The 22521-nt window shown below is 70.0% G+C and carries 19 protein-coding genes and 1 pseudogene; 3 read left to right on the top strand and 17 right to left on the bottom strand.

The features are described 5' to 3' along the window. Nucleotides 1-2: 2 nt before the first annotated feature. The 14 genes from nuoN to QFZ75_RS22440 form a co-directional block, all read right to left on the bottom strand. Entirely contained in the window at nt 3-1652 is a 1650-nt protein-coding gene (nuoN, locus tag QFZ75_RS22505) for an NADH-quinone oxidoreductase subunit NuoN (RefSeq protein ID WP_307539571.1), read from the bottom strand. Further along, a complete protein-coding gene (locus QFZ75_RS22500; protein WP_307539569.1) occupies nt 1649-3220 on the bottom strand; it encodes an NADH-quinone oxidoreductase subunit M in 1572 nt (523 codons plus the stop codon). The genes nuoN and QFZ75_RS22500 overlap by 4 nt, the downstream gene beginning before the upstream one ends. 5 nt (nt 3221-3225) lie before the next feature. After that, entirely contained in the window at nt 3226-5172 is a 1947-nt protein-coding gene (gene nuoL / locus QFZ75_RS22495; protein ID WP_307539567.1) for an NADH-quinone oxidoreductase subunit L, read from the bottom strand. 15 nt (nt 5173-5187) lie between these two features. Beyond that, complete coding sequence (nuoK, locus tag QFZ75_RS22490) at nt 5188-5487, bottom strand: NADH-quinone oxidoreductase subunit NuoK (RefSeq protein WP_307539564.1); 300 nt, start codon at nt 5485-5487, stop codon at nt 5188-5190. Further along, on the bottom strand, nt 5484-6350 hold the full coding sequence (locus QFZ75_RS22485) for an NADH-quinone oxidoreductase subunit J (protein WP_307539563.1): 867 nt from the start codon (nt 6348-6350) through the stop codon (nt 5484-5486). Before QFZ75_RS22485 ends, nuoK begins: the two co-directional genes overlap by 4 nt. Further along, nucleotides 6347-6988: an NADH-quinone oxidoreductase subunit NuoI gene (nuoI, locus tag QFZ75_RS22480; RefSeq protein ID WP_307539561.1), complete on the bottom strand. Its 642-nt coding sequence runs from the start codon at nt 6986-6988 to the stop codon at nt 6347-6349. The genes QFZ75_RS22485 and nuoI overlap by 4 nt, the downstream gene beginning before the upstream one ends. Then, on the bottom strand, nt 6981-8369 hold the full coding sequence (nuoH, locus tag QFZ75_RS22475) for an NADH-quinone oxidoreductase subunit NuoH (protein ID WP_307539559.1): 1389 nt from the start codon (nt 8367-8369) through the stop codon (nt 6981-6983). The genes nuoI and nuoH overlap by 8 nt, the downstream gene beginning before the upstream one ends. Further along, nucleotides 8366-10873, bottom strand: a complete 2508-nt coding sequence (locus tag QFZ75_RS22470) for an NADH-quinone oxidoreductase subunit G (RefSeq protein ID WP_307539557.1) — start codon at nt 10871-10873, stop codon at nt 8366-8368. The genes nuoH and QFZ75_RS22470 overlap by 4 nt, the downstream gene beginning before the upstream one ends. Then, nucleotides 10870-12252 carry an NADH-quinone oxidoreductase subunit NuoF gene (nuoF, locus tag QFZ75_RS22465; protein ID WP_307539555.1) on the bottom strand — a complete coding sequence of 461 codons (1383 nt, stop codon included), beginning with the start codon at nt 12250-12252 and terminating at the stop codon, nt 10870-10872. The genes QFZ75_RS22470 and nuoF overlap by 4 nt, the downstream gene beginning before the upstream one ends. Continuing rightward, complete coding sequence (gene nuoE, locus QFZ75_RS22460; RefSeq protein ID WP_307539554.1) at nt 12252-13139, bottom strand: NADH-quinone oxidoreductase subunit NuoE; 888 nt, start codon at nt 13137-13139, stop codon at nt 12252-12254. The genes nuoF and nuoE overlap by 1 nt, the downstream gene beginning before the upstream one ends. Then, nucleotides 13136-14488, bottom strand: coding sequence for an NADH-quinone oxidoreductase subunit D (locus QFZ75_RS22455; protein ID WP_307539553.1), 1353 nt, complete (start codon nt 14486-14488; stop codon nt 13136-13138). The genes nuoE and QFZ75_RS22455 overlap by 4 nt, the downstream gene beginning before the upstream one ends. Beyond that, nucleotides 14485-15255, bottom strand: a complete 771-nt coding sequence (locus QFZ75_RS22450) for an NADH-quinone oxidoreductase subunit C (RefSeq protein ID WP_307539551.1) — start codon at nt 15253-15255, stop codon at nt 14485-14487. The genes QFZ75_RS22455 and QFZ75_RS22450 overlap by 4 nt, the downstream gene beginning before the upstream one ends. Beyond that, nucleotides 15252-15806 (bottom strand): NADH-quinone oxidoreductase subunit B family protein, encoded by a 555-nt coding sequence (locus tag QFZ75_RS22445; RefSeq protein WP_055509252.1) that lies wholly within the window; start codon nt 15804-15806, stop codon nt 15252-15254. The genes QFZ75_RS22450 and QFZ75_RS22445 overlap by 4 nt, the downstream gene beginning before the upstream one ends. A 66-nt stretch (nt 15807-15872) precedes the next feature. Then, a complete protein-coding gene (locus tag QFZ75_RS22440; protein ID WP_033319564.1) occupies nt 15873-16232 on the bottom strand; it encodes an NADH-quinone oxidoreductase subunit A in 360 nt (119 codons plus the stop codon). Nucleotides 16233-17007: 775 nt separating this feature from the next. On the opposite strand from QFZ75_RS22440, the gene QFZ75_RS22435 reads away from it, so the two are divergent. Beyond that, nucleotides 17008-17853 carry a C40 family peptidase gene (locus tag QFZ75_RS22435; RefSeq protein WP_307539548.1) on the top strand — a complete coding sequence of 282 codons (846 nt, stop codon included), beginning with the start codon at nt 17008-17010 and terminating at the stop codon, nt 17851-17853. A gap of 117 nt (nt 17854-17970) precedes the next feature. Here the strand turns inward: QFZ75_RS22435 and QFZ75_RS22430 are convergent. Then, nucleotides 17971-19304: pseudogene (locus QFZ75_RS22430) on the bottom strand (geranylgeranyl reductase family protein). A 206-nt stretch (nt 19305-19510) separates the two neighbouring features. Between QFZ75_RS22430 and QFZ75_RS22425 the strand changes: the two are divergent. Further along, the gene (locus QFZ75_RS22425; protein ID WP_307539546.1) at nt 19511-20017 is read left to right on the top strand and encodes a GNAT family N-acetyltransferase; all 507 of its coding nucleotides are present in this window, start codon (nt 19511-19513) and stop codon (nt 20015-20017) included. 108 nt (nt 20018-20125) lie between these two features. Continuing rightward, nucleotides 20126-20449 (top strand): PASTA domain-containing protein, encoded by a 324-nt coding sequence (locus QFZ75_RS22420; RefSeq protein WP_307539544.1) that lies wholly within the window; start codon nt 20126-20128, stop codon nt 20447-20449. A gap of 58 nt (nt 20450-20507) precedes the next feature. Here QFZ75_RS22420 and QFZ75_RS22415 read toward each other — a convergent pair whose 3' ends face one another. Both QFZ75_RS22415 and QFZ75_RS22410 read right to left on the bottom strand, forming a co-directional pair. Next, entirely contained in the window at nt 20508-21206 is a 699-nt protein-coding gene (locus QFZ75_RS22415; RefSeq protein WP_307539542.1) for a demethylmenaquinone methyltransferase, read from the bottom strand. Between the two features lie 97 nt (nt 21207-21303). Then, the gene (locus tag QFZ75_RS22410) at nt 21304-22500 is read right to left on the bottom strand and encodes an acyltransferase family protein (RefSeq protein ID WP_307544693.1); all 1197 of its coding nucleotides are present in this window, start codon (nt 22498-22500) and stop codon (nt 21304-21306) included. Between the last annotated feature and the right edge of the window lie 21 nt (nt 22501-22521).

Raw genomic sequence — 22521 nt, 5'->3', positions numbered from 1 at the left:
CCTCAGCGGACGAAGACGCCCGCCTGTCCCGCCAGGTCGAGGAAGTACTGCGGCGCCACACCGAGCACCAGCGTGACCGCCACCCCGACCGCGATCGCCGTCATCGTCAGGGGCGACGGCACGGCGACCGTCGGTCCCTCCGGGCGCGGCTCGCTGAAGAACATCAGCACGATCACCCGGATGTAGAAGAACGCCGCGATGGCCGACGAGATCACGCCGACCACGACGAGCGCGCTCGCGCCGCCCTCGGCCGCCGCCTTGAACACGGCGAACTTGCCGGCGAAGCCGGAGGTCAGCGGGATGCCCGCGAAGGCCAGCAGGAAGACCGCGAACACGGCCGCCACCAGGGGTGACCTGCGTCCCAGTCCGGCCCATTTGGAGAGGTGGGTGGCCTCGCCCCCCGCGTCCCGGACGAGGGTGACGACCGCGAACGCACCGATCGTCACGAAGGAGTAGGCGCCCAGGTAGAACAGGACCGACGACACCCCGTCCGGGGTCATGGCGATGACACCGGAGAGGATGAATCCCGCGTGCGCGATGGACGAGTACGCGAGGAGCCGCTTGATGTCGGTCTGGGTGATCGCGACGATCGCGCCGCCCAGCATGGTGACGACCGCGACGCCCATCATCACCGGCCGCCAGTCCCAGCGCAGGCCCGGCAGGACGACGTACAGGAGCCGCAGCAGCGCGCCGAAGGCGGCCACCTTGGTCGCGGCGGCCATGAAGCCGGTCACCGGGGTCGGCGCACCCTGGTAGACGTCCGGGGTCCACATGTGGAACGGCACCGCGCCGACCTTGAACAGCAGGCCCATGACGACCATGGCGGCGCCGATGAGCAGCAGCGCGTCGTTGCCCATGGTGCCGGCGAGTGCCGGGTTCACCGTCTCCACCGTGCCGTCGACGACCTGTGCGATCGTCGCGTACGACACGGAGCCGGCGTAGCCGTAGAGCAGGGCGATGCCGAAGAGGGTGAACGCGGAGGCGAAGGCGCCGAGCAGGAAGTACTTGACCGCGGCCTCCTGCGACATGATCCGCTTGCGGCGGGCCACGGCGCACAGCAGGTAGAGCGGCAGCGAGAGGACCTCCAGCGCGATGAACAGCGTCAGCAGGTCGTTCGCCGCCGGGAAGACGAGCATGCCGCCGATGGCGAAGAGCAGCAGCGGGAACACCTCGGTGGTGGCGAACCCGGCCTTGACCGCGGCCTTCTCGCTGTCGCTGCCGGGCACGGACGCGGCCTGCGCGGCGAACGAGTCGACGCGGTTGCCGTGCGCCACGGGGTCCAGGCGCCGTTCGGCGAACGTGAACACGCCCAGCACACCGGCCAGCAGGATCGTGCCCTGCAGGAAGAGCGCCGGTCCGTCGACCGCGATGGCGCCCATCGCGGCGATGCCGGCCTTCGTACCGCTGTATCCGCTCGCCGCGAGCCCGACGACCGCGGCGAACGCGGCGGCGAGGGCGACGACGGACACGAACAGCTGGACGTGGTAGCGGGACCTGCGCGGCACGAAGGCCTCGACCAGGATGCCGACGACCGCCGCCCCGATGACGATCAGGGTGGGCGACAGCTGCCCGTACTCGATGTTCGGGGCGTCGATCTTCTGGATCGGATCGGCCGCCGTTGTCCACAGGCTGTGGACGGCTGTTGCGCTCACTTGGCGGCCTCCACCTCGGGCTGGGGGTCCTTCTTGTGTACGTCGGACATGGTCTGCTTGACCGCCGGGTTGACGATGTCGGTGAGGGGCTTCGGGTAGACCCCGAGGAAGATCAGCAGGGCGATCAGCGGGGCGACCACCGCGAGCTCCCGCACCCTGAGGTCGGGCATGGCCGAGACGCCGGGCTTCACCGGGCCCGTCATCGTCCGCTGGTAGAGGACGAGTGTGTAGAGCGCGGCGAGCACGATGCCGAAGGTGGCGATGATCCCGATCACCGGATAGCGCGCGAACGTGCCGACCAGGACCAGGAACTCACTGACGAACGGCGCGAGCCCGGGCAGCGACAGCGTCGCGAGGCTGCCGACCAGGAAGGTGCCCGCGAGCACCGGAGCGACTTTCTGCACCCCTCCGTAGTCGGCGATCAGGCGTGAGCCGCGCCGCGTGATCAGGAAGCCGGCCACCAGCATCAGCGCGGCCGTCGAGATCCCGTGGTTGACCATGTAGAGCGTCGCGCCCGACTGTCCCTGGCTGGTCATCGCGAAGATGCCCATGACGATGAAGCCGAAGTGGGAGATCGACGCGTACGCCACCAGGCGCTTGATGTCCCGCTGGCCGACCGCGAGCAGCGCCCCGTAGACGATGCTGATCAGGGCGAGCACGAGGATGACCGGCGTCGCCCACTTCGAGGCCTCCGGGAAGAGCTGGAGGCAGAAGCGGAGCATCGCGAAGGTGCCGACCTTGTCGACCACCGCCGTGATCAGGACGGCGACCGGGGCGGTGGACTCCCCCATCGCGTTGGGCAGCCAGGTGTGCAGCGGCCACAGGGGCGCCTTCACCGCGAAGGCGAAGAAGAAGCCCAGGAACAGCCACCGCTCGGTGTTGGTCGCCATGTCCAGCGAGCCGTTGGCCCGGGCCTCGGCGATCTGCTGGAGCGAGAAGTTCCCCGCCACCACGTAGAGGCCGATCACCGCGGCCAGCATGATCAGGCCGCCGGCCAGGTTGTAGAGGAGGAACTTCACGGCGGCGTAACTGCGCTGCGCCGCCGCGTGCTCGTCCGAACCGGCGTGGGCCCGGTCCCCGAAGCCGCCGATGAGGAAGTACATCGGGATGAGCATGGCTTCGAAGAAGATGTAGAAGAGGAAGACGTCGGTGGCCTCGAAGGAGATGATCACCATCGCCTCGACGCCGAGGATCAGGGCGAAGAAGCCCTGCGTCGGCCGCCAGCGGCTGCTGTGGGTCTCCAGCGGGTCGGCGTCGTGCCAGCCCGCGAGGATGATGAACGGGATCAGCAGGGCGGTCAGCGCGATCAGCGCCACCGCGATGCCGTCGACGCCCAGCTCGTACCGCACCCCGAAGTCCTTGATCCAGGAGTGCGACTCGGTGAGCTGGTAGCGGTCGCCGTCGGGGTCGAAGCGGACCAGGACGACGACGGCGAGGACCAGGGTGGCGAGCGAGACGAGCAGCGCCAGCCACTTGGCGGCGGTGCGGCGGGTGGCCGGCACGGCGGCCGTGGCGATCGCCCCGATCGCCGGGAGGGCCGCCGTCGCTGTCAGCAGAGGAAAGGACATCGGTATCAGACCGCCCTCATCAGCAGGGTCGCGGCGATGAGGATCGCCGCACCGCCGAACATCGAGACGGCGTACGAGCGCGCGTAGCCGTTCTGCAGCTTGCGGAGCCGTCCGGAGAGACCGCCCATGGAGGCCGCCGTGCCGTTGACGACCCCGTCGACCAGGGTGTGGTCGACGTACACCAGGGAGCGGGTGAGGTGCTCGCCGCCGCGCACCAGGACGACGTGGTTGAAGTCGTCCTGGAGGAGGTCGCGGCGGGCGGCCCGGGTGAGCAGCGAGCCGCGCGGGGCGACGACCGGGACGGGGCGGCGCCCGTACCGGAGGTAGGCGAGGCCGACGCCGACGACCATGACGGTCACCGTGGCGAGCGTGATCGTCGTCGCGCCGATCGGCGGGTGGCCGTGCGCGTGCTCGGTGACGGGCTCCAGCCAGTGCAGGAAGCGGTCGCCGATGCCGAAGAAACCGCCCGCGAAGACCGATCCGAAGGCCAGCACGATCATGGGGATCGTCATGGATTTCGGCGACTCGTGCGGGTGCGGTTCCGTGTGCTCGCCGTGGTGCTCGGCGGCCGGCTCCACGTCCGACTCGGCGGGTGACGGGGTCGGCCGGTTCCTCCAGCGCTCCTCTCCGAAGAACGTCATCAGCATCACGCGCGTCATGTAGAACGCGGTGATGGCCGCGCCCAGCAGGGCCACGCCGCCGAGGATCCAGCCCTCGGTGCCGCCCTTGGCGAAGGCGGCCTCGATGATCTTGTCCTTGGAGAAGAAGCCGGACAGGCCCGGGAAGCCGATGATGGCGAGGTAGCCGAGGCCGAACGTCACGAAGGTGACCGGCATGTGCTTGCGCAGGCCGCCGTACTTCCTCATGTCGACCTCGTCGTTCATGCCGTGCATGACCGAACCGGCGCCGAGGAAGAGCCCGGCCTTGAAGAAGCCGTGCGTCACCAGGTGCATGATCGCGAAGACGTAGCCGATCGGGCCGAGGCCCGCCGCGAGGATCATGTAGCCGATCTGCGACATGGTCGAACCGGCGAGCGCCTTCTTGATGTCGTCCTTGGCGCAACCGACGATCGCACCGAACAGCAGCGTGACCGCTCCGACGACGGTGGTGACCAGCTGGGCGTCCGGCGCGGCGTTGAAGATCTCCCCGGAGCGGACGATCAGGTACACGCCCGCGGTCACCATGGTCGCGGCGTGGATGAGGGCCGAGACCGGGGTCGGGCCCTCCATCGCGTCGCCGAGCCAGGACTGCAGCGGCACCTGGGCGGACTTGCCGCAGGCGGCGAGCAGCAGCATCAGGCCGATGGCGGTGAGCTTGCCCTCGCCCGTCTCACCGGTGGCCTCCAGGACCGGCCCGAAGGCGAAGGTGCCGAAGGTGGTGAACATCAGCATGATGGCGATCGACAGGCCCATGTCGCCGACGCGGTTGACCAGGAAGGCCTTCTTCGCGGCGGTGGCGGCGCTGGGCTTGTGCTGCCAGAAGCCGATGAGCAGGTACGAGGCGAGGCCCACGCCCTCCCAGCCGACGTACAGCAGGAGGTAGTTGTCGGCGAGGACGAGCACCAGCATCGCCGCGAGGAACAGGTTCAGATAGCCGAAGAAGCGGCGGCGGCGCTCGTCGTGCTCCATGTACCCGATCGAGTACACATGGATGAGCGAGCCGACGCCGGTGATCAGCAGCACGAACGTCATCGACAGCTGGTCGAGCTGGAAGGCGACGTCCGCCTGGAAGCCCTCGACGGGGATCCAGCTGAACAGGTGCTGGCCGACGGCCCGGTGCTCCTCGTCCTTGCCCAGCATGTCGGCGAAGAGGACCGCGCCGATCACGAAGGAGGCGGACGCGAGGACCGTGCCGATCCAGTGGCCGACGGCATCGAGCCGTCTGCCGCCGCACAGCAGTACGGCCGCTCCGAGCAGAGGCGCTGCCACCAGCAGCGCGATCAGATTCTCCACGATTGCAGCGACCCCTTACAGCTTCATCAGGCTGGCGTCGTCGACCGAGGCCGAGTGGCGGGAACGGAACAGCGACACGATGATCGCGAGCCCGACCACGACCTCCGCGGCGGCGACGACCATCGTGAAGAAGGCGATGATCTGGCCGTCGAGGTTGCCGTGCATGCGGGAGAAGGCGACGAACGCGAGGTTGCAGGCGTTGAGCATCAGCTCGACGCACATGAACACCACGATCGCGTTCCGCCTGATCAGGACGCCCGAGGCGCCGATCGTGAACAACAGGGCGGCCAGGTAGAGGTAGTTGACCGGATTCACTTCGCGGCCTCCTCTTCGCGCTCTTCGCGGCCGAGCCGCTCTCCGGAACGCTGCTCGAGTGCCTTGAGGTCCCTGATGGCCTCGTCCGACACGTCACGGATCTGGCCGCGCTCGCGCAGCGTGCTGATGACGGTCAGCTCGGACGGGGTGCCGTCCGGCAGGAGACCGGGGTTGTCCACCGCGTTGTGCCGGGCGTAGACGCCGGGGGCGGGCAGCGGCGGAAGCTGCACGTTCGCCCGTACGCGTTCCTGTGCCAGTTCGCGCTGGGTCTTGGCCCGCTCGGTGCGCTCGCGGTGGGTGAGCACCATGGCGCCGACGGCGGCCGTGATGAGCAGGGCGCCGGTGATCTCGAAGGCGAAGACGTACTTCGTGAAGATGAGGGCGGCCAGGCCCTCCACGTTGCCGCCGGCGTTGGCCTGCGCGAGGCCGTTGAACTCCGTCAGCGAGGCGTTGCCGATGCCCGCGCACAGCAGGATCCCGAAGCCCAGGCCGCACAGGAGGGCCAGCCAGCGCTGGCCCCTGATGGTCTCCGTGAGGGAGTCCGCCGCGGTGACACCGACGAGCATGACCACGAAGAGGAACAGCATCATGATCGCGCCGGTGTAGACGACGACCTGCACGATGCCCAGGAAGTACGCGCCGTTGGCGAGGTAGAACACCGCCAGGATGATCATGGTCCCGGCGAGGCAGAGCGCGCTGTGCACGGACTTCTTCATGAAGACGGTGCACAGGGCGCCGATCACGGCGACGGTGCCGAGGATCCAGAACTGGACGGCCTCACCGGTGGAGGTCGAGTAGGCCGCGAGGGAGGTGGTGGCGTCGACGGCCAGGGACCCGGAGGGCGCGGCGAGTTGCGCGGTCATCGGCCGATCACCTGCCCCGACGCGGGCTCGTCCTCGCCGAAGGTCGACGCGCCCTCCTGCGGGACCTCGCCCCTGGAGACGGCGACCTGGCGCTCCGTACCCGGCGCGGCCTCGGTGACCAGCCCGCGGTAGTAGTCCTGCTCGTCCGTGCCCGGGAAGATCGAGTGCGGCGACTCGACCATGCCCTCGTCCAGGCCGGCGAGGAGCTGCTCCTTGGTGTAGATGAGGTTGGCACGGCTGCTGTCGGCCAGCTCGAACTCGTTGGTCATCGTCAGCGCGCGCGTGGGGCACGCCTCGATGCACAGGCCGCACAGGATGCAGCGGGCGTAGTTGATCTGGTAGACCCGCCCGTACCGCTCGCCCGGGGAGTAGCGCTCCTCCTCGGTGTTCTCCGCGCCCTCCACGTAGATGGCGTCGGCGGGACAGGCCCAGGCGCACAGCTCGCAGCCGATGCACTTCTCCAGGCCGTCCGGATGCCGGTTGAGCTGGTGGCGGCCGTGGAAGCGCGGGGCTGTCGTCTTCTCCTGCTCCGGATACTGCTCGGTCAGCCGCTTCTTGAACATGGCCTTGAAGGTCACGCCGAAGCCTGCGACGGGATTCTGGAAACCGGTCTTGGTCTCCTTCTGCTCATCAGCCATCGGACGCCTCCTTTCCGTCACGAGTTCCATCGGATCCGTCACTGTCAGTATCCGGCCCGCCACTGACAACCAGCTCCCGCTCCCGGCGCGGACGGCGCCGGGGCACCGGCGGCAGCTCCTGTCCCGGCAGCGGCGGTACGGGGTATCCGCCCGCCATCGGGTCGAAGGCGACGGGCTCGTCCGGCGCCTCCTGGGCGTCCTTGCGTTCGCGGAACATGTCGGCGACGAAGGAGAGGATCAGCAGGACAAGGACGGCGGCGCCCACGTACAGGGCGATGTCGGCGAAGTCGTAGTTCTCGTTGCGCAGCGTCCGTACGGTCGCGACGAGCATCAGCCAGACCACGGAGACCGGGATCAGGACCTTCCAGCCGAGCTTCATCAGCTGGTCGTAGCGCACCCGGGGCAGGGTGCCGCGCAGCCAGATGAAGAAGAACAGCAGCAGCTGCACCTTGACGACGAACCAGAGCATCGGCCACCAGCCGTGGTTCGCGCCCTCCCAGAAGGTGCTGATGGGCCAGGGGGCCCGCCAGCCGCCCAGGAAGAGCGTCACGGAGACCGCCGAGACGGTCACCATGTTCACGTACTCGGCGAGCATGAACAGCGCGAACTTGATGGACGAGTACTCGGTGTTGAAGCCGCCGACGAGGTCGCCCTCGGACTCCGGCATGTCGAACGGGGCACGGTTGGTCTCGCCGACCATCGTCACGATGTAGATCAGGAACGACACCGGCAGCAGGATCACGAACCAGCGGTCCTCCTGCTGGGCCACGATCTCCGAGGTCGACATCGAGCCCGAGTAGAGGAACACCGACGCGAACGCGGCGCCCATGGCGATCTCGTACGAGATCATCTGCGCGCACGAGCGCAGGCCGCCGAGCAGCGGGTACGTCGATCCGGAGGACCAGCCCGCCAGGACGATGCCGTAGATGCCCACCGAGGCGACGGCGAGGATGTAGAGCATCGCGATCGGCAGGTCGGTGAGCTGCATCGTGGTGCGCTCGCCGAGGATCGAGATCTGGTTGTCGGCCGGCCCGAAGGGGATCACGGCGATCGCCATGAAGGCCGGGATGGCCGCCACGATCGGCGCGAGGACGTAGACCACCTTGTCCGCGCGCTTGACGATCAGGTCTTCCTTGAGCATCAGCTTGATGCCGTCGGCGAGCGACTGGAGCATGCCCCAGGGGCCGTGCCGGTTGGGGCCGATGCGCAGCTGCATCCAGGCGACGACCTTGCGCTCCCACACGATGGAGAAGAGCACGGTGATCATCAGGAAGGCGAAGCAGAACACCGCCTTGATGACGACCAGCCACCAGACGTCACGGCCGAACACGGAGAGGTCCTCCGCGGCCAGGTACGCCGGCGCGGCGAGGTTCGCCGTCATGCCTCCACCTCCTGGGGAGCCTCGGCGGCGAGCGTCGCCGGTCCGATGCGCACGAGTGCGCCGGGGGTCGCGCCCGTGTCCGAGGCGACGCCTCCGCCGGCGGAGTTCAGCGGGAGCCAGACCACGCGGTCGGGCATCTCGGTGATCCGCAGCGGGAGTTCGACCGCTCCGGAGGGCCCGGTCACGGCCAGCGTGTCGCCGTCCTCGACGCCCGCCTCGGCGGCCGTGGCGGCCGACACGCGCGCGTGGGCGGCGTGCCGGGTCCCGGCCAGCGCCTCGTCGCCCTCCTGCAGGCGCCCCTGGTCGAGCAGCAGCCGGTGTCCGGCGAGCACGGCCTCCCCGGCGGCGGGCCGGGGCTCCCCCTTGACCGCCGCCGCCACGGGTCCGGCGGCCCGCGGGCCGTCCCAGGCCCCGAGGCGGTCCAGCTCCAGGCGTGCGGTGTGCAGGTCGGGCAGTCCCAGGTGCACGTCCATGGCGTCGGCCAGCATCTGCAGGACGCGCGCGTCGGTGGGCGCCACCCGGCGGGTCATCTGGTCGGGCTTGAGGGCGGCTTCGAAGAGTCGCGCCCGGCCTTCCCAGTTGAGGAAGGTGCCCGCCTTCTCGGCGACCGCGGCGACGGGCAGAACGACGTCCGCGTGCCCGGTGACCTCGCTGGGCCGCAGTTCCAGCGACACCAGGAAGCCCACCTGGGAGAGGGCCGTACGCGCGCGTGCGGGGTCGGGGAGGTCGGCGACCTCGACGCCCGCCACGACGAGCGCGGAGAGTTCGCCGGTCGCGGCGGCCTCCACGATCTGTCCGGTGTCGCGACCGTGCCGGTGCGGGAGCGCGGCGATCCGCCAGGCCTGGGTGACCTCGTCCCGCGCGCGCGGGTCGGTGGCCGGGCGTCCGCCGGGCAGCAGCGAGGGGATCGCGCCCGCCTCGAGGGCGCCGCGCTCCCCGGCCCGGCGCGGGATCCACACCAGTCGGGCGCCGGTGGCGGTGGCGGCCCGTACGGCGGCGGTCAGACCGCCCGGCACGGCGGCCAGCCGTTCGCCGACGACGATCACGGCGCCCTCGGCGCGCAGTGCCTCGGCGGCCAGCGCCCCCTCGCCCTCCAGGCCGGCTCCGGAGGCGAGCGCGTCCAGCCACTCGGTCTCGGTGCCGGGGGCGGCCGACAGCAGCGTGCCTCCCGCCTTCTCCAGGCCGCGCGTCACGTGCGTGGCCAGCGAGAAGGTCCGCTGCCCGTGTCCGCGCCAGGCCTTGCGCAGCCGCAGGAAGACGCCGGGTGCCTCCTCCTCGGACTCGAACCCGGCGAGCAGGACCGCCGGTGCCTTCTCCAGCGCGGTGTACGTGACGCCCGTGCCGTCGAGGTCCCTGCCCCGGCCGGCGACGTGGGCGGCCAGGAAGTCGGCCTCCTCGGCGCTGTGCACGCGCGCGCGGAAGTCGATGTCGTTCGTGTCGAGGGCCACGCGCGCGAACTTGCTGTACGCGTAGGCGTCCTCGACGGTCAGCCGGCCGCCGGTGAGGACGGCGGCCCGGGAGCGGGCGGCCAGGAGACCCCGGGCGGCCGCCTCCAGTGCCTCGGGCCACGAGGCGGGCTCCAGCTCACCGGACGCGCCGCGCACCAGGGGCGTCGTCAGCCGGTCCCGCTGCTGGGCGTACCGGAAGCCGAACCGCCCCTTGTCGCACATCCACTCCTCGTTGACCTCGGGGTCGTCGGCCGCGAGGCGCCGCATGACCTTGCCGCGCCGGTGGTCGGTGCGGGTCGCGCAGCCGCCGGAGCAGTGCTCGCACACCGAGGGCGAGGAGACGAGGTCGAAGGGGCGCGAGCGGAAGCGGTACGCCGCCGAGGTGAGCGCGCCGACCGGGCAGATCTGGATGGTGTTCCCGGAGAAGTACGACTCGAAGGGGTCGCCCTCGCCGGTGCCGACCTGCTGGAGCGCGCCCCGCTCGATCAGCTCGATCATCGGGTCGCCCGCGACCTGGTTGGAGAACCGGGTGCAGCGGGCGCACAGCACGCACCGCTCACGGTCGAGCAGCACCTGGGTGGAGATCGGGACCGGCTTCTCGTACGTCCGCTTCTTTCCCTCGAAGCGGGACTCGGAGTGGCCGTGCGACATCGCCTGGTTCTGCAGTGGGCACTCGCCGCCCTTGTCGCAGACCGGGCAGTCCAGCGGGTGGTTGATGAGCAGGAGCTCCATCACACCCTTCTGGGCCTTCTCGGCGACCGGGGAGGTGAGGTGGGTCTTGACGACCATCCCGTCCGTGCAGGTGATCGTGCAGGACGCCATGGGCTTGCGCTGGCCCTCGACCTCGACGATGCACTGGCGGCAGGCGCCGGCCGGGTCGAGGAGGGGGTGGTCGCAGAAGCGGGGGATCTCGATGCCGAGCTGTTCGGCGGCGCGGATGACCAGGGTGCCCTTGGGCACGCTGATCTCGACGCCGTCGACGGTCAGCGAGACGAGATCCTCCGGCGGGACCGCCGCCTCGCCGCCTCCGGAGGGAGCGCTCGTGGTCACGGTCATGCGTTCACCTCCGTGTGCTTGTCCTGGTCCGCCCAGACCGTCGACCTCGCGGGGTCGAAGGGGCAGCCGCGGCCCGTGATGTGCTCCTCGTACTCCTCGCGGAAGTACTTGAGGGAGGAGAAGATCGGCGAGGCGGCGCCGTCGCCGAGGGCGCAGAAGGACTTGCCGTTGATGTTGTCGGCGATGTCGTTCAGCTTGTCGAGGTCGGACATGACGCCCTTGCCGGCCTCGATGTCGCGCAGCAGCTGCACGAGCCAGTACGTCCCCTCGCGGCAGGGTGTGCACTTGCCGCAGGACTCGTGGGCGTAGAACTCGGTCCACCGGGTGACGGCGCGCACGACACAGGTCGTCTCGTCGAAGCACTGGAGTGCCTTCGTGCCGAGCATGGAACCCGCGGCGCCCACTCCTTCGTAGTCGAGGGGGACGTCGAGGTGCTCGTCGGTGAACATCGGGGTGGAGGAGCCGCCCGGCGTCCAGAACTTGAGGCGGTGCCCGGCCCGGATGCCGCCGCTCATGTCGAGGAGCTGGCGGAGCGTGATGCCGAGCGGGGCCTCGTACTGGCCGGGGCTGGTGACGTGGCCGCTGAGCGAGTAGAGCGTGAAGCCGGGGGACTTCTCGCTGCCCATCGAGCGGAACCACTCGCTGCCCTTGTGGAGGATCGCGGGAACCGACGCGATCGACTCGACGTTGTTCACGACGGTGGGGCAGGCGTAGAGACCCGCGACCGCGGGGAAGGGGGGCCGCAGCCGCGGTTGTCCACGGCGGCCTTCGAGCGAGTCGAGCAGCGCGGTCTCCTCACCGCAGATGTACGCGCCCGCGCCCGCGTGCACGGTGAGCTGGAGGTCGAGTCCGCTGCCCAGGATGTCCTCGCCCAGGTAGCCCGCCGCGTAGGCCTCGCGCACGGCTTCGTGCAGGCGGCGCAGTACGGGGACGACCTCACCCCGCAGATAGATGAAGGCGTGCGACGACCGGATCGCGTAACAGGCGATCACGATGCCCTCGATGAGGCTGTGCGGGTTCGCGAAGAGGAGCGGGATGTCCTTGCAGGTCCCCGGCTCCGACTCGTCGGCGTTGACGACGAGGTAGTGGGGCTTGCCGTCGCCCTGCGGAATGAACTGCCACTTCATTCCCGTGGGGAAGCCGGCGCCGCCGCGACCGCGCAGCCCGGACCCCTTCACGTACGCGATGAGGTCGTCCGGTGACATGGCGAGCGCCTTGCGCAGGCCCTCGTACCCGTCGTGCCTGCGGTACACGTCCAGCGACCAGGACCGGTCCTCGTCCCAGAAGGCCGACAGCACCGGTGTGAGCAGCTTCTCGGGGCTGTTCTCCCCGCCGGTCCCCGACGGGGAGGCGTCCCCGTACTGAGTGGACAACGTCATCACTCCCCCTCCTCGGCGGCGGGCCCGGCCGGATGGGCCGGGTCGGAGGCCGCCGTGTCCTGCGGCGCGTCGTGCGAACTGAGGTGCTCGGTCGGGGACGGGTCGTGCGGCGCCCCGCCCCGGGAGTCCTCGGGGGCCCCGGAACCGCGCGGGTGCACCACGCGCGCGGGACCCGTCTCCCCCTTGGCCAGCCGCAGGCCGGTCAGCGAGGCGTGGCCCGCCGCGCCGCTCGCCTCGACCGCGCCGGGGCGCTCGTCGGGGAAGCCCGCCAGGATGCGGGCCGTGTCCTTGAACGTGCACAGGGGCGCGCCGCGGGTCGGCCGGACCTGGGTCCCCGCGCGCAGGTCGTCGACGAGGCCCTTCGCGCTCTCCACGGTCTGGTTGTCGAAGAACTCCCAGTTGACCATCACGACCGGCGCGAAGTCGCAGGCCGCGTTGCACTCGATGTGCTCCAGGGTGACCTTGCCGTCGCCGGTGGTCTCCCCGTTGCCGACGCCCAGGTGCTCCTGGAGGGCTTCGAAGATCGCGTCGCCGCCCATGACGGCGCACAGCGTGTTGGTGCAGACGCCCACCTGGTAGTCGCCGCTCGGCCCGCGGCGGTACATGGAGTAGAAGGTCGCGACCGCGGTCACCTCGGCCGTGGTGAGGCCGAGCATCTGCGCGCAGAACCGCTGCCCGGTGCGCGTGACGTGGCCTTCCTCGGACTGCACGAGGTGCAGCAGCGGCAGGAGCGCGGAGCGGGAGTCCGGGTAGCGGGCGATGACCTCGCGCGCGTCCGCCTCCAGCCGGGCGCGTACGTCGTCCGGGTAGTCGGGCGCGGGCAGCTGGGGCATCCCCAAGCTGATGCCCTGTGGCTGTACGCCCTGTTCGGAAGGGGTGGTGGTCACCGGTCGACGCCTCCCATCACGGGGTCGATGGAGGCGACGGCCACGATGACGTCGGCGACCTGGCCGCCCTCGCACATCGCCGCCATGGCCTGCAGGTTGGTGAAGGACGGGTCCCGGTAGTGGACCCGGTAGGGGCGGGTGCCTCCGTCGGACACGGCGTGCACCCCGAGTTCCCCCTTGGGTGACTCGACGGCCGCGTACGCCTGTCCCGGCGGGACGCGGAAGCCCTCGGTCACCAGCTTGAAGTGGTGGATCAGGGCCTCCATGGAGGTGCCCATGATCTTCTTGATGTGGTCGAGCGAGTTGCCGAGGCCGTCGGGGCCGAGCGCGAGCTGGGCGGGCCAGGCGATCTTCTTGTCGGTGACCATGACCGGTCCCGGCTGCAGCCGGTCCAGACACTGCTCGACGATCGCGAGCGACTGGCGCATCTCCTCAAGCCGGATGAGGAAGCGCCCGTACGCGTCGGCGGTGTCGGTGGTCGGGACGTCGAAGTCGTACGTCTCGTAGCCGCAGTACGGCTGGGCCTTGCGCAGGTCGTGCGGGAGGCCGGCGGAGCGCAGGATCGGCCCCGTGGCGCCGAGGGCCATGCACCCGGTCAGGTCGAGGTGGCCGACGTCCTGCATACGGGCCTTGAAGATGGGGTTCCCGGTGGCGAGCTTGTCGTACTCGGGGAGGTTCTTGCGCATCTTCTTCACGAACTCGCGGATGTGGTCCACCGCGCCCGGGGGCAGGTCCTGGGCGAGGCCGCCGGGCCGGATGAACGCGTGGTTCATGCGCAGGCCGGTGATGAGTTCGTAGAGGTCGAGGATCAGTTCACGGTCGCGGAAGCCGTAGATCATGATCGTGGTGGCGCCGAGCTCCATGCCGCCGGTGGCGATGCACACCAGGTGCGAGGAGAGCCGGTTCAGCTCCATCAGGAGGACCCGGACGATCGTCGCGCGGTCCGGGACCTGGTCCTCGATGCCGAGCAGCTTCTCGACGGCGAGGCAGTACGCGGTCTCGTTGAAGAAGGACGTCAGGTAGTCCATGCGCGTCACGAAGGTGGTTCCCTGGGTCCACGTCCGGTACTCGAGGTTCTTCTCGATGCCGGTGTGCAGGTAGCCGATGCCGCAGCGGGCCTCGGTGACCGTCTCGCCCTCGATCTCCAGGATGAGCCGGAGCACGCCGTGCGTGGACGGGTGCTGGGGGCCCATGTTGACGACGATGCGCTCGTCGTCGGCCTTGGCCGCGGTCTGGACGACCTCGTCCCAGTCGCCGCCGGTGACCGTGTAGACGGTGCCCTCGGTGGTCTCCCGCGCCGATGCCGACTGGGTGCTCGCCGGCTGGGGGTTCGCTGACTGCGTGCTCATGAGTACGACCTCCGCTGGTCCGGAGCCGGGATCTGGGCGCCCTTGTACTCGACGGCGATGCCGCCGAGGGGATAGTCCTTGCGCTGCGGGAAGCCCTGCCAGTCGTCCGGCATCATGATCCGCGTCAGCGCCGGGTGACCTTCGAAGACGATGCCGAAGAAGTCGTACGTCTCGCGCTCGTGCCAGTCGTTGGTCGGATAGACCGTGACCAGGGACGGGATGCGCGGGTCGCTGTCGGGGGCACTGACCTCCAGGCGGATCAGCCGGTTGTGGGTCAGCGAGCGCAGGTGGTAGACGGCGTGCAGCTCGCGGCCCTTGTCGGCCGGGTAGTGCACCCCGCTCACCCCGGTGCAGAGCTCGAAGCGCAGGGCCGGGTCGTCGCGCAGGGTCCGGGCGACCTGGAGCAGGTGCTCGCGCTCGACGTGGAAGGTGAGCTCGTCGCGGTCGACGACCGTCTTCCCGATCGCGTTCTCCGGGGCCAGTCCCTGTTCCTCCAGGGCGCCTTCGAGTTCGTCGGCGACCTCGTCGAACCAGCCGCCGTACGGCCGCGTGGCCGGGCCGGGGAGGCGGACCGAGCGGACCAGGCCGCCGTATCCGGAGGTGTCGCCGCCGTTGTTCGCGCCGAACATGCCGCGCTGGACGCGGATCTCCTCCCCGCCGTCGCCGCGCTGGCCCGGGAGGTTGGAGGCGCCGAGGTCCTTCTCGGGGTTGGGGCGGTCGGCGCCCGCGCCCTTGCCGTTCGTGCCGTTGCCGTTCGCGTCGCTCACCGCAGCAGCCCCTTCATCTCGATCGTGGGGAGCGCCTTGAGCGCCGCTTCCTCCGCCTCGCGGGCCGCTTCCTCGGCGTTCACGCCGAGCTTGGAGGACTGGATCTTCTGGTGGAGCTTGAGGATCGCGTCGATCAGCATCTCGGGCCGCGGCGGGCAGCCGGGCAGGTAGATGTCGACGGGGACGATGTGATCGACGCCCTGCACGATCGCGTAGTTGTTGAACATGCCGCCCGAAGAGGCGCAGACCCCCATGGAGATCACCCACTTGGGGTTCGGCATCTGGTCGTAGACCTGCCTCAGAACCGGTGCCATCTTCTGGCTGACACGCCCGGCGACGATCATCAGGTCGGCCTGCCTCGGCGACCCGCGGAAGACCTCCATGCCGAAGCGCGCCAGGTCGTAGCGGCCCGCCCCTGTCGTCATCATCTCGATGGCGCAGCAGGCGAGGCCGAAGGTGGCGGGAAAGACGGACGACTTGCGCACCCACCCCGCGGCCTGCTCGACGGTGGTCAGCAGGAAGCCGCTCGGCAGCTTTTCTTCGAGTCCCATGCTCAATGGCTCCTCTGCCCCTGTACGGGGGCTCAGTCCCTTGCGGGGGTCAGTCCCATACGGGGTTCAGTCCCATTCCAGGCCGCCGCGGCGCCACACGTACGCGTAGGCGACGAAGACGGTGAGCACGAAGAGCAGCATCTCCACGAGCCCGAAGACCCCGAGCGCGTCGAAGGTGACGGCCCAGGGATAGAGGAAGACGATCTCGATATCGAAAATGATGAAGAGCATCGCCGTCAGGTAGTACTTGATGGGGAACCGCCCGCCGCCCGCCGGCGTGGGGGTCGGCTCGATTCCGCACTCGTAGGCTTCGAGCTTGGCCCGGTTGTATCGCTTTGGACCGATAAGCGTGGCCATGACCACGGAGAAGATCGCAAAGCCTGCCCCGAGGGCTCCCAGTACGAGGATGGGCGCATACGCGTTCACCGCTCCTCGCTCCTCTCAGTCGGCATTGACTGCTGGCGGTTGCATCGGACGTCGTCCCTGCTCCACGAACCCCACGGCCTTCGTGGAGTGCGCGAACCCCGTGCGGCTCCATGAAGATCGCGCACATGTGAAGCAGGTCACAAGCCCAACTGCCCCGCATCCTATGCCTGCCGGTCTGTGATCTGCGACACGGGGTACGACAACGTCTTTGTGATCTCTGCCACCAGGCGAAGGATCATGAAGTCGGATGAGTGCCGATCTTCGTACGAGAAGCGTCCGAGTGATCACCAGAGGTGACATTTTCGCTCATCGTCGCTGGTCGAGGGGCTGGCGCACTATCAAGGGAGGTCGATCCAGCGCAAATTGGTGCTGGACGGGGTCGCTTGATAGGGGAACTCGTTCACACCCCGGGGGGAGTTGGGACGTCCGTTGTGGACGAGTGCGGACGAGCCGGGCGCGTGCATCCGTTCACGAGCGGGAGGCGCCGCCGGACCGGCCTCCGCGCGTCCCCACGATCCGCGCGCGTGACGCCACCGCCACAGGCACCGTTCCGTGACGTGCGTCACACCGGTAACGGGGCGGAAACAACGGGGCTTGGCCAACCGGGCCAACCAGTGGTAGGCCGGGGGCAATTCGGACGTAAATCGAAAAAGCCATGATCACAGGCGCGCGGGGCACTGTCCGCAATGCCCGTTACGGCGTCAATAAGGGGCGAGCGGCAGGAGATTCGAGGGGCCGTTGAACAATTGTGGCGCACCACACGTTTCTTGTAGGTATGGAGGAGCCCCTGATACCGGTTGTTCTCATGCCCCACACCGCTCACATACGCAGCCATCGGAAACCCCGGCCTCGCAGCAGTTCGGCGCTCGCGATGCGCGCCGGAGTCGCCGGTGGCGTCCTCGGCACCCTGGCAGTGGCCGGTGCCGCCGGAACGGCCAACGCGGCCGAGCCGGTGACCCAGACCATCGAGCTGCCGACCCTCACGGCCGACCTGACCGCTCAGGTCGCCGAGTCCGCCGAGGTCACGCAGCAGGCCGCCGCCGACTACCAGTTGCGTGCCGAGCGTGACGCGGCCGCCGCGAAGGCCGCGAAGCAGGCCAAGTCGGACCTCGCGGACGCGAAGAAGAAGGCGGAGGCCAAGGAGAAGGCCGAGACCGCCCGCAAGGAGGCCGCGGAGCGCGCCACGCGCACCGCGGGCCGTACGACCCTCGCGACGGCCTCCACGGCCCCGGCGGCGGCGAGCAACGACGCCGTGGCGCCCGCCAGCGGCAGCGTCGCCACCGTCATCTCCTTCCTGCGGGCGCAGGTCGGCGACGCCTATGTCATGGGTGCCAGCGGCCCCGACGCGTGGGACTGCTCCAGCCTGGTCCAGGCGGCGTTCAAGCAGGTCGGTGTCGACCTGCCGCGCGTCTCGCAGGACCAGTCCGTGGCCGGCACCCCGGTCTCGCTGTCCAACGTCCAGGTCGGCGACATCCTGTACTGGGGCGGCGCGGGCTCGGCGTACCACGTGGGTGTCTACATCGGCGGCGGCCAGTACCTGGACGCGGCGAACCCCTCGAAGGGCGTCGTCATCCAGGATCTGTCGGGCTACCCCGCGAGCGGCGCGGTGCGGGTGCTCTGACCTCGGATCACCTGGTGTGAACGCATCCGAAGGGCCGCTCCCCCGGGCAGGGGAGCGGCCCTTCGGTGTGCCTCGCGCGTCACGCGCCGGCGGGCCCCGCGCGGGGGCCGTGGCCGGCTACGCCTTCGGGGCGACCTTCGACAGGCCGTTGATGATGCGGTCCATCGCGTCGCCGCCCGTCGGGTCCGTCAGGTTGGCGAGCATCTTCAGGGTGAACTTCATCAGCACGGGGTGCGTGAGACCGCGCTGGGCGGCGATCTTCATGACCGCCGGGTTGCCGATGAGCTTCACGAAGGCGCGGCCCAGCGTGTAGTAACCGCCGTACGTGTCCTTCAGGACCTTCGGGTAGCGGTGCAGGGCGAGTTCCCGCTGGGCGGGGGTCGCGCGGGCGTGCGCCTGGACGATGACGTCCGCGGCGATCTGCCCCGACTCCATGGCGTACGCGATGCCCTCGCCGTTGAACGGGTTCACCATGCCGCCCGCGTCGCCGACCAGCAGCAGCCCCTTCGTGTAGTGGGGCTGGCGGTTGAAGGCCATCGGCAGGGCGGCGCCGCGGATCGGGATCGTCATGTTCTCCGGGGTGTAGCCCCAGTCCGCCGGCATCGAGGCGCACCAGGCCTTGAGCACCTCGCGCCAGTCCAGCTCCTTGAACGAGGAGGAGGTGTTGAGGACGCCCAGGCCGACGTTGGACGTGCCGTCGCCCATGCCGAAGATCCAGCCGTAGCCCGGCAGCAGCCGGTCCTCGCCGGGGCCGCGGCGGTCCCACAGCTCCAGCCACGACTCCAGGTAGTCGTCGTCGTGTGGCGCGGGGACGTGAAGTACGTACGGACGGCGACGCCCATCGGGCGGTCCTCGCGGCGGTGCAGGCCCATCGCGAGGGACAGCCGGGTCGAGTTGCCGTCGGCGGCGACGACCAGGGGCGCGTGGAAGGTGACGTCGCGCTTCTCCTTGGAGTCGGCGTCGCCGAGCTTGGCGTGGACGCCGGTGATGCGGCCCGTGCGGTCGTCGACGATCGGGGCGCCGACGTTGCAGCGCTCGTACAGGCGCGCCCCGGCCTTCTGCGCCTGGCGGGCCAGCTGCTCGTCGAAGTCGTCGCGCTTGCGGACGAGTCCGTAGTCCGGGTAGGAGGCGAGTTCCGGCCAGTCCAGCTGGAGGCGGACGCCGCCGCCGATGATGCGGAGCCCCTTGTTCCGGAGCCAGCCCGCCTCTTCGGAGATGTCGATGCCCATGGAGACGAGCTGTTTGGTGGCGCGGGGCGTCAGGCCGTCGCCGCACACCTTCTCCCGCGGGAACGCGGTCTTCTCCAGGAGCAGGACGTCCAGCCCCGCCTTGGCCAGGTAGTACGCCGTGGTGGAACCGGCCGGCCCGGCCCCGACGACGATCACGTCGGCGGAGTGCTCGGACAGGGGCGCGGCGTGTTCGGAGAGGGACTGGGACGGGGACTCGGTCACGGCGGGGTCTCCCCAGGTCTCGAAGGCTCGAAGTCTCTGAGTGCGGTCTCGCGGTCCTGCGGTCTCGCGGTGCTGCGGTGCTGCGGTGCTGTGGTCCCGCGGTGCTGCGGTCTTCGAGCACGAAGTCTCGAAATCCGCGTGCTGACGGGCACGGGACATGGGCAGTCTATGCAGCGGTACTGATCACCTGGCTGAAGGGCTGCCCCGTGAACCGAGCTCTCCCCGTGGTACACCTGCGCGTCCCCACCGACGAGGACGCCTTCGCCTGGCACCGGGTCTTCGCCCACCCGGACGTGATGGAGTTCCACGGCGGGAAGCCCGCCGAACCGTCCGTCTACGAGGAGCTGACCGCCCGGCAGCGCCGGCACGACGCCGAGCACGGCTTCTGCCTCTGGACCATGCTCGACGAGGAGGGGCGGGTCATCGGTTTCACCGGCGCCCAGCCGTGGCCGCACGAGTGGGGCCCGAAGGGGGAGATCGAGATCGGCTGGCGGCTCGGCCGGGAGTACTGGGGCCGGGGGTACGTGACCGCGGCCGCGCGCTCCGCCCTGGACCGGGTGCGTGCCACGGGGGTCACCGGGGTGGTGGCGATGGTGAACTCCCGCAACGAACGCTCGATCGCCGTGACCAGACGCCTCGGCATGGAGCTGGCCGAGACGTTCACCTCGCCCCGGTCGGACCAGTTCGGGCACTGCTACCGGCTGGCCCTCTGACGGCACGGGCCCGGCTCTCCGACGCCTTCCGGCGGGGCCCGGCATGGGCTTACCCTGCCGGTACCGCTGGGGGTGACGGCTGTGCGCATACCACGCAGGACACCCGAAGTGCGCGTACCGCGGCTCGTCGGCCTGATGGCCGTGGACGCACGTGAGACGGCCGAGGCGCGCGGGGTGCTCCTCGCCGCGCCCGACCGCCCCGACTTCGGCCTGACCGTCGTCGACTACGTCGTACGCCAGTATCCGCTGCCCGGGTCCGAGGTACCGCGCGGGACGGTGGTGACGGTGTGGTTCGACTTCGGCGAGGGGGAGGGCGGCGGGGGCGCCGGGGTGCGCGAACCGCGGCTGCCGGCACCGCCGTCGGGCGGCCTGCAGCGCGAACTCGACGTACTGCCCGACGCCCCGGACGATCCTTTCGCGCTGCGCATGTGAGCCGCGCCGCGTCCCCGAAAGGTGTTCCGCTCCGGCCCGATCCGCCGGCGGTGAGCAGCTACCGCTGCGGCTTGAAGCCCCGGTGCAGCGCGACGATCCCGCCCGACAGGTTCCGCCAGGCCACCTTGGACCAGCCCGCCCCGATCAGGCGTCCGGCCAGCGCGGGCTGGTCGGGCCACTCACGGATCGACTCGGCGAGGTAGACGTACGCCTCGGGGTTCGAGGACACCGCACGGGCCACCGGCGGCAGCGCGCGCATCAGGTACTCGGTGTAGACCGTGCGGAACGGCGCCCAGGTCGGGTGCGAGAACTCGCAGATCACGACCCGCCCGCCGGGCTTCGTCACCCGGTACAGCTCCCGCAGCGCCGCATCCGTGTCCTGCACGTTGCGCAGGCCGAAGGAGATCGTCACCGCGTCGAAGGTGTCGTCCTTGAACGGCAGTCTCGTCGCGTCGCCCGCCGTGAGCGGCAGCCAGGGGTGGTTCTTCTTGCCGACCCTGAGCATCCCGAGGGAGAAGTCGCAGGGGACGACGTACGCCCCCGAGCGCGCGAAGGGCAGGGAGGAGGTGGCGGTGCCCGCCGCGAGGTCCAGGACCTTCTGCGCGGGCCGCGCGTCGACCGCCTTCGCGACCTCCTTGCGCCACACCCGGTCCTGGCCGAGCGACAGCACGTCGTTCGTCAGGTCGTACCGTTCCGCGACGTCGTCGAACATCGAGGCGACTTCGTGCGGCTGTTTGTTCAGGGAGGCGCGGGTCACGGTCCCATTGTGGCAGTACGGGCCGGGTGACTCCCCGGCACCCGGCCCGTACGCCGGTCGGTGCCGCCACCGCCGTGGCGGCGGTCGGACGGGCCCCTCAGGGCAGCAGCCTCGGCCTCGTCCTCGCCGCCACGTCCTCCACCCATCCGCACAGCAGCACGAACACGGCGATGAGGACCCAGCCGACCCCGAACATGAACCACTGGCTCTCCAGCGGCAGATACGTCTCGAAGGCCGGCACGTTCCAGAACGTGTCGATCAGCGGGACGGCGAGGATCAGCGCGAGTTCGTGCCAGAGGTAGAGGGTCACCGCGCGGGCGTTGAAGATCCGTACGATCCGGTCGAGGCGCCGGAAGCGGGCCAGCCACGCGAAGTCGATGCCGAGGCGCGCCTTCGCGTACATCAGCAGCGTCACGAACCCCGCCGACCAGAACGCCTGGGCATACGGGATGTCGTCGAGGTCGTACGAACCCGTCCCGGCCTGGTGCGTGAAGGCGTACCAGCCGCCGTAGCCGATCGCGGCGAGCGAGAGGGCGGTGACGGCGAGCGGGCGCAGCCGCTCCAGGACGCCGTCGCGGTGCGCGAAGCCGAGGACCCAGCAGAACAGGTACGTGGCCAGGTCGACGATCCCGGTGCCGAAGCGGTCGTCCGGCGGGGTCCAGAGGAACTGGACGATGACGATCGGGGCGAGGGAGAGGACCAGGACCGCGACCGGGGCCGACCGGAAGACCCTGAGCAGCAGGGGCGACAGCAGGACGAACCAGAGGTACGTCCGCAGGTACCAGAGGATCTCCCAGGCCTGCTCGCCCCACGCGTTGCCCGGCGGATCACCGAGCGGCACGATCCAGTAGACGATCTGCCAACCCGGCATCCAGCCGTGGACCAGCATCGCGGCGACGACGAAGAATCCCCAGAACCAGAAGGGCGGCAGGAGCCGGCGGACCCGGCTCCTGATCACCTTGAGCGCGGGGCGCTCCAGGGACTTCGCCATCAGGGTCCCGGCGAGCGCGAACATGATGCCCATGGACGGCAGCACCATGCCCGCCCAGGCCCACCCGAAGGTGTGGTACGTGACGACACGGACGAGGGCGACGGCCCGGAGGGTGTCGAAATACCGGTCACGGCCTCCGCCCCGGCGCGCCTTCGGCGCCCCTTCGGCCCACGGCGCCCCCTCCGTCCCCGGCGCCCCTTCCGTCCCCGGCGCCCCCTCCGTCCCCGGCGCCCCCTCCGTCCTCGGCGGGCTCTCCGCCTGCGGTGGGCTCTCCGCCTGCGGCGTGGTCTCCACCCACGGCAGGGGCTCCGTCCGAGGCCCGGT

It is taken from the genome of Streptomyces sp. V3I8 (assembly GCF_030817535.1).
GTDB lineage: Bacteria > Actinomycetota > Actinomycetes > Streptomycetales > Streptomycetaceae > Streptomyces.
This window is presented reverse-complemented; position numbering and strand designations above follow the sequence as displayed.

Excerpts from the sequence above, each read along its gene's own strand:
- QFZ75_RS22500 (WP_307539569.1), bottom strand. The coding sequence starts at position 3,220 with ATGTCCTTTCCTCTGCTGACAGCGACGGCGGCCCTCCCGGCGATCGGG.
- QFZ75_RS22485 (WP_307539563.1), bottom strand. The coding sequence starts at position 6,350 with ATGACCGCGCAACTCGCCGCGCCCTCCGGGTCCCTGGCCGTCGACGCC.
- nuoI (WP_307539561.1), bottom strand. The coding sequence starts at position 6,988 with ATGGCTGATGAGCAGAAGGAGACCAAGACCGGTTTCCAGAATCCCGTC.
- nuoH (WP_307539559.1), bottom strand. The coding sequence starts at position 8,369 with ATGACGGCGAACCTCGCCGCGCCGGCGTACCTGGCCGCGGAGGACCTC.
- QFZ75_RS22470 (WP_307539557.1), bottom strand. The coding sequence starts at position 10,873 with ATGACCGTGACCACGAGCGCTCCCTCCGGAGGCGGCGAGGCGGCGGTC.
- nuoF (WP_307539555.1), bottom strand. The coding sequence starts at position 12,252 with ATGACGTTGTCCACTCAGTACGGGGACGCCTCCCCGTCGGGGACCGGC.
- QFZ75_RS22455 (WP_307539553.1), bottom strand. The coding sequence starts at position 14,488 with ATGAGCACGCAGTCAGCGAACCCCCAGCCGGCGAGCACCCAGTCGGCA.
- QFZ75_RS22445 (WP_055509252.1), bottom strand. The coding sequence starts at position 15,806 with ATGGGACTCGAAGAAAAGCTGCCGAGCGGCTTCCTGCTGACCACCGTC.
- QFZ75_RS22435 (WP_307539548.1), top strand. The coding sequence starts at position 17,008 with ATGGAGGAGCCCCTGATACCGGTTGTTCTCATGCCCCACACCGCTCAC.